Genomic DNA, 5,459 nt, shown 5'->3' with positions numbered 1-5,459 from the left:
CTTGCCTTCAGCTAACAGTTCCTACTGCCAAGCCTGTAGCGGACTTTCACCGCCTAGTTATCGCCCATGCCGGGCGCACATCGTAAAAAGAGCCTTGAAAACCACTTTTAAGCGGTTATGAAGGCTCTTTTGCATTCCGATTACAAATCAGCCATTAATAGATAGCTGTGTTTTTGAAACCCTGCTCCAGGCGGCTAGACCATTCCATTTTATTGCTTTGCCCGTTTATTGGTTTGCCCGTTTATTGTTTTGCCCGGTCCTTGCCCTTGTCGGATTCGCCCGCATTACGGTTGGCGGCATCGCGGTCCTGCTGCATTTCCTCAACCGATTTGACTTTCAGACGCGCGGCTCCCTTGTAATCCTTGGTAGGAAGCAGAGGGCCAGTCTCAAGACGCTGCTTTGCAGCAGCAATAGCCGTCCCGTATTGCGGCAGCCACTGGCTTCCGGCGACCAGCATTTCGTCGACCATTTGCCAAATTTCCTTTGGATTGCAGACGGCTCCTACCAGCGGGTCCATCATAAAAGCTTGCCGCAGCAGCTTGTCGTCGCCGTGAACGGCCGCTTCGACAGCCAGACGCTGCACCGATATGCTGACGTTGCACACAGCTGCCGGTCCAAGCGGCAAATCGCCAACCAGTGCCATCGAAATGCCGTTTCGATCGACATACCCTGGCGCTTCAATAATCGCGTCATCCGGCAAATTGGAGATGATGCCGTTGTTAACGACGTTGAAATGGCCGCGATATACACGCCCCGTTTGAAGAGCCTCGATAATATAGGAGCCATGCTCATGGCTTCTCAGCTCGCTTTTGTACTCCAAGGGCGCATCCTTCATCCAGTTGGGAAAATCGGTCTCAAACCAGCTCCGCCCCTCTGTGCATACGCGCAAATAACCGCCTGTTTCCCCGTTGATCCAGTTGCCAAGGTCGATCCATTCGCCAATTTCCTCCGGCCTTTTTCTGTACCAGGGCACATATTCGCTTAAATGTCCGTTGGACTCCGTGCTGTAGTAGCCAAAACGGCGCAGCATATCGATCCTTACCTTCTCGGTCCGGCTAAAATCCTCATGGCGTTCAAATGCCTCCAGCAATTCGCCGGTCAAATCCTTGCCCTGATGCGAAATGGAAATGTACCACGTCTGGTGATTGATTCCCGCGCAGATAATATCCACTTCCTCCTGCTTTAACCCAAACGCCTCGGCAATTTGCCAATGCCCGCCTTGTACGCCATGGCAAAGCCCAACCGTACGAACGCCGCCATATTTATTGCAGGCCCAGGTAAGCATAGCCATCGGATTGGCATAGTTGAGCAGCAGCACATCGGATGCCGCATTTTCCCGGATGTCACGGCAAATGTTCAGCATCTCCGCTATGCCGCGCTGCCCGTACATGATGCCTCCGGCGCATAATGTATCCCCGACGCATTGATCCACTCCGTATTTCAACGGAATATCTACATCGCTCGCAAAAGCTTCAAGGCCGCCCACCCGGATTGTACAAATAACATAGTTGGCATCCTTCAACGCTTCTCTACGGTCGGTTGTAGCATGTATCTTAATAGAAAGGCCGTTCTCCGTAATATCCCGCTGGCAAAGCTTAGTGACCATCTCCAGATTGGGTTCGCTGATGTCGGTAAAAGCAACCGAAATGCTCTGAAGCTCGGGAACAGACAACAAATCGCGCAGGAGCCCCCTCGTAAACCCGATAGATCCGGCGCCGATAAACGTAATTTTGATAGTTGACATAAATGCATCTCCTCCAAGCCAGCCGTCAGGCTGTTTCATCTATCTATGCTCCCATTGTAGCAACATCGCTCCGAAAGCGTTATCAAAATGGTGACCACTTAAACGCCGGCTTGTCAGAAATCGTCACTTTTATCAATCATCTATTTTCAAAAATAAGCCTTAGTCCGCCCCCATGCCCCCCCTACATCTCGCCTTCTGCTTCTGCTTTCTCCTTCTCTGCCGCTCCCATTGCAGCTATCGGTCTACCTCTACTCCTTCTCCCAAAAGCTCTCATGCAGCTGCTGGGATTTACGGTATTCCACAGGCGTAACTCCCGTATGCTTCCGGAACAACGCATGAAAGTAGGCACGGCTGCCAATGCCCGCATATTCAGGAATATCTCCAACGGGAATATCGGTCCGGCGCAGCAGCATCATCGCTTTTTCCATGCGCAGATCCGTCAGGTACGATGTAATCGTTGTGCCGGTAGCAGCTCCAAATACCCGATGCAAATAGCCGGGATGCAAATTAACGGCCGACGCAATATCCTTGACGCCGATATCGCGGTCATAGTTTTGCTGCATATACCGAATCGCCTCTGTTACGTACCGGCCTGCGGGATTGTCGCCTTTAGCCAGCATATCTCTGCGGATATGCGCAATCGTCACCAGCAGCTGGGCAAAAAGCAGCTGAACCTTCATCTTGCGGGACTCCTCGCCCGCCCCTAGCTCCAGCACAAGACTTTTGAGCACCGGGTATAACTCATCGCAATCCGATAAAACAAGGTGGGTGGAGATTTCCTCCGCCAGTTCCCGAACCTCCTCGTCCTCCTGACACAGCTTTCTCAGCGAGGGCAGCCCGGTTGCGCACTCTGCCATATCAAACTCAACATTTAGCATCCGGCAAGGCCCCTTCTCCTCGACCAGCAGCCGATGCGGCACCGTTGCATCCAGAATAATAAACTGGCCCTTTTTTAGCTCATAACGGGAAAAAGCCCCGGTCCACTGAACCTGGGGCTCCTCCTCTGCAATGGAACGTTTCCGGTCTGTTCCCGCCGCCTCGCCGCTTACCGCCTCTGCTTCTGCTTCTGCTTTTGCTTTTGCTTTTGCTTTTGCTTTTGCTTTTGCTTCTGCTTCTGCTTCTGCTTCCGCTTCACAAGTGTCACCCATAGGGTAATCCCGAGCTACCTCCACCCGGCATTTGCCGGAAAGAACATACATAATTTCAACGGAAGCGTGAGTATGAAAGCTCATCGTATAATCCGCCCACTGCCTAAAATAATAAGCGTAAACGCGCGGATGCTTGTCTCCCTCCAGCCACTCCGGTTTAAAAATGCCGGTCACGGCAAACACTCCTCCCGTCGAATTGATCCATCTATATAAGTTGAACAAAAGAAAAGTAGCGACAGGCCAGCGACAGGCCAGAGTGTGAGGGGTTCTGGAGAAAAGCATATGCTTACGAAGTANAATGCCGGTCACGGCAAACACTCCTCCCGTCGAATTGATCCATCTATATAAGTTGAACAAAAGAAAAGTAGCGACAGGCCAGCGACAGGCCAGAGTGTGAGGGGTTCTGGAGAAAAGCATATGCTTACGAAGTAACGTTCTTCCAGAACGTTTTAAGCGGTCGCTTGTGTTCCCGGATTTCACCATTTGAACCTATCATTCAGGGAAATCTGGGAACAACTGCGATCGGAAGAACTTTTCCCACGCCGGCCTACACCGCTGAAACTCTTTTGTTTAACTTATATAGCGGCATTGGGACATTCAATGAGAAGCCAGCTTCACGGCTGCGCGAAGAGCCGCGTCAATTTCCCTCTCCACGGCATTCGCCACTTCGTCGGAGTGAGGATCGTATTCGGCAGCCAAATCGGCGTCTGCATAACCGTCCAAAGCCAAAATAGCGCCAGCACGCGCCCCCCGAAGACTTGCAACAACATAAAGGGCTGCAATCTCCATTTCGACAGCGAGCGCGCCAGCAGCTTTATACGTTTTGTGGGGGATGTCCACAACTCCGGAGAAAAAGACGTCCAGCGTTACCGTCAGCCCTTTTTTTACAATACCGCCGCCTTGCAGCGCGGCTTCATACAGCGCCTCCGTAACGGCGCTATCCGCAACGGCGGGGAAACCCTCCGGTACAAGCTGGCGGGTCAAGCCTTCCGCACGAATTGCAGCTGTGCTGATTATGAGGCTGCCAGCCGGATGCTCCGCCGAATAGGAGCCGGCCGTGCCAACCCGGATCAACGTCCCGACTCCGCCGCGAATGAGCTCCTCGAAGCATACGGCGGCTCCCGGCGAACCAACGCCATGACTGACTACCGCCAGCCGTGTCCCGCTGAATTCGCCAACAAACGTACGATATTCCCGGGCAAAAGACAGCTCTCGTACATTGTCCAGCTTGCGGGCGATAACCTCCGCGCGTCTTGGATCGCCGCATACGATAGCCAAACCGGGCAGATCCTCGCTATTGACTTGCAGAATAGGCAAAAACATCTAATCAAACTCCTTTTTCAGCCACTCGTCCTCGGGAATATCCAGGTTTTCGCCGGAAAAACGTTGCTCCCGGAAGGGGTCTGCGTAATTGTGGAAGCCATTGCGCTCCCAAAATCCGGGCCGGTCTTCCTTCATAAATTCCAATCCGGTGATCCATTTGGCGCTTTTCCAGAAATAAAGATGAGGCACTATGAGGCGCAGCGGGCCTCCGTGCTTGTCGGAAAGCGGCGCGCCGTCGTAACGATGAGCCAAAATAACATCGTCACGCAGCAAATCCTCGATCGGTAAGTTGGTTTCATAATCCTGATCCGCACGCACCATCACATAGCGGGCTTCCGGCGATACGTCAAGACGGGCCAGCAGCTCCGAAAAGCGAACGCCTTCCCACTCCGTATCCAGCTTGGACCAGCGAGTCACGCAGTGAATATCGCAAACCACCTTGGTTTGCGGCAGCTCAAGCAGTTGGTCAAAGGTCCAGCTTCCTTTATTCTCCGCTTCGCCAAATATGGATAGCGACCAGTCCGCCATACTATAATGCGGCACTTCCCCTTCATGCAAAATCGGAAACCGTTCCGTCACCGTCTGGCCTGGCGGCACCCTATGAGCAATCTCTGAATCGACTTCTACTATTCTGGGATTGACTTTTTTGAGACGTTCAGCCTTGTTGTGCATGGTAGTCATTCCTCCGCATATCTGAAAAATGGTGAAAATTGAGTTGAAAGCAAGTTAAACGCCGCTGCAGGTTTAACATCGAAGAAAATCGGCGTTATCGAACCCTTTTAGGTTATTTTGTACGACGAATCGTACAAAATCCCAAACCTTGGCGCTGCTTCGCTCTATTTTGTACGATAAATCGTACAAAGTCCCAAATCGCAGCGCTGCTTCGCTCCATTTTGTACGACGAATCGTACAAAATTCCAAACCGTAGCGCTGCTTCGCTCCATTTTGTACGACGAATCGCACAAAATTCCAAACCGTAGCGCTGCTTCGCTCCATTTTGTACGACCAATCGTACAAAATCCCAAACCATAACGCTGCTTCGCTCCATTTTGTACGACGAATCGTACAAAATCCCAATCCTTGGCGCTGCTTCGCTCCATTTTGTACGACGAATCGTACAAAATCCCAAACCGTAGCGCTTCTTCGCTTCATTTTGTACGATAAATCGTTACTACTCAGGTACCACTGCAAAGGAAAAGCTATTTTTGCCTACCTGAATAAGGGATTGAAGGATTCCAAGTCCC

The 5,459-nt window shown here is 51.8% G+C and carries 5 protein-coding genes; all 5 read right to left on the bottom strand.

Features of this window, described 5'->3' with window-relative positions; translation table 11 throughout:
* Positions 1-241: 241 nt before the first annotated feature.
* Positions 242-1,783 (bottom strand): alpha-glucosidase/alpha-galactosidase, encoded by a 1,542-nt coding sequence (gene melA / locus A7K91_RS13835; RefSeq protein WP_245697507.1) that lies wholly within the window; start codon positions 1,781-1,783, stop codon positions 242-244.
* A gap of 209 nt (positions 1,784-1,992) precedes the next feature.
* Complete coding sequence (locus A7K91_RS26855) at positions 1,993-3,066, bottom strand: AraC family transcriptional regulator (protein WP_068683676.1); 1,074 nt, start codon at positions 3,064-3,066, stop codon at positions 1,993-1,995.
* Between the two features lie 423 nt (positions 3,067-3,489).
* The gene (locus A7K91_RS13825; RefSeq protein WP_068683674.1) at positions 3,490-4,215 is read right to left on the bottom strand and encodes a nucleoside phosphorylase; all 726 of its coding nucleotides are present in this window, start codon (positions 4,213-4,215) and stop codon (positions 3,490-3,492) included.
* Complete coding sequence (locus A7K91_RS13820; protein ID WP_068683672.1) at positions 4,216-4,887, bottom strand: sulfite oxidase-like oxidoreductase; 672 nt, start codon at positions 4,885-4,887, stop codon at positions 4,216-4,218.
* Positions 4,888-4,959: 72 nt separating this feature from the next.
* Positions 4,960-5,367 carry a hypothetical protein gene (locus A7K91_RS13815; protein ID WP_156739550.1) on the bottom strand — a complete coding sequence of 136 codons (408 nt, stop codon included), beginning with the start codon at positions 5,365-5,367 and terminating at the stop codon, positions 4,960-4,962.
* Positions 5,368-5,459 lie beyond the last annotated feature (92 nt).

Origin of the sequence: Paenibacillus oryzae (genome assembly GCF_001675045.1) — a bacterium.
Taxonomy (GTDB): domain Bacteria; phylum Bacillota; class Bacilli; order Paenibacillales; family Paenibacillaceae; genus Pristimantibacillus; species Pristimantibacillus oryzae.
This window is presented reverse-complemented; position numbering and strand designations above follow the sequence as displayed.

Excerpts from the sequence above, each read along its gene's own strand:
- melA (WP_245697507.1), bottom strand. The coding sequence starts at position 1,783 with ATGAAACAGCCTGACGGCTGGCTTGGAGGAGATGCATTTATGTCAACT.
- A7K91_RS13825 (WP_068683674.1), bottom strand. The coding sequence starts at position 4,215 with ATGTTTTTGCCTATTCTGCAAGTCAATAGCGAGGATCTGCCCGGTTTG.
- A7K91_RS13820 (WP_068683672.1), bottom strand. The coding sequence starts at position 4,887 with ATGCACAACAAGGCTGAACGTCTCAAAAAAGTCAATCCCAGAATAGTA.
- A7K91_RS13815 (WP_156739550.1), bottom strand. The coding sequence starts at position 5,367 with ATGAAGCGAAGAAGCGCTACGGTTTGGGATTTTGTACGATTCGTCGTA.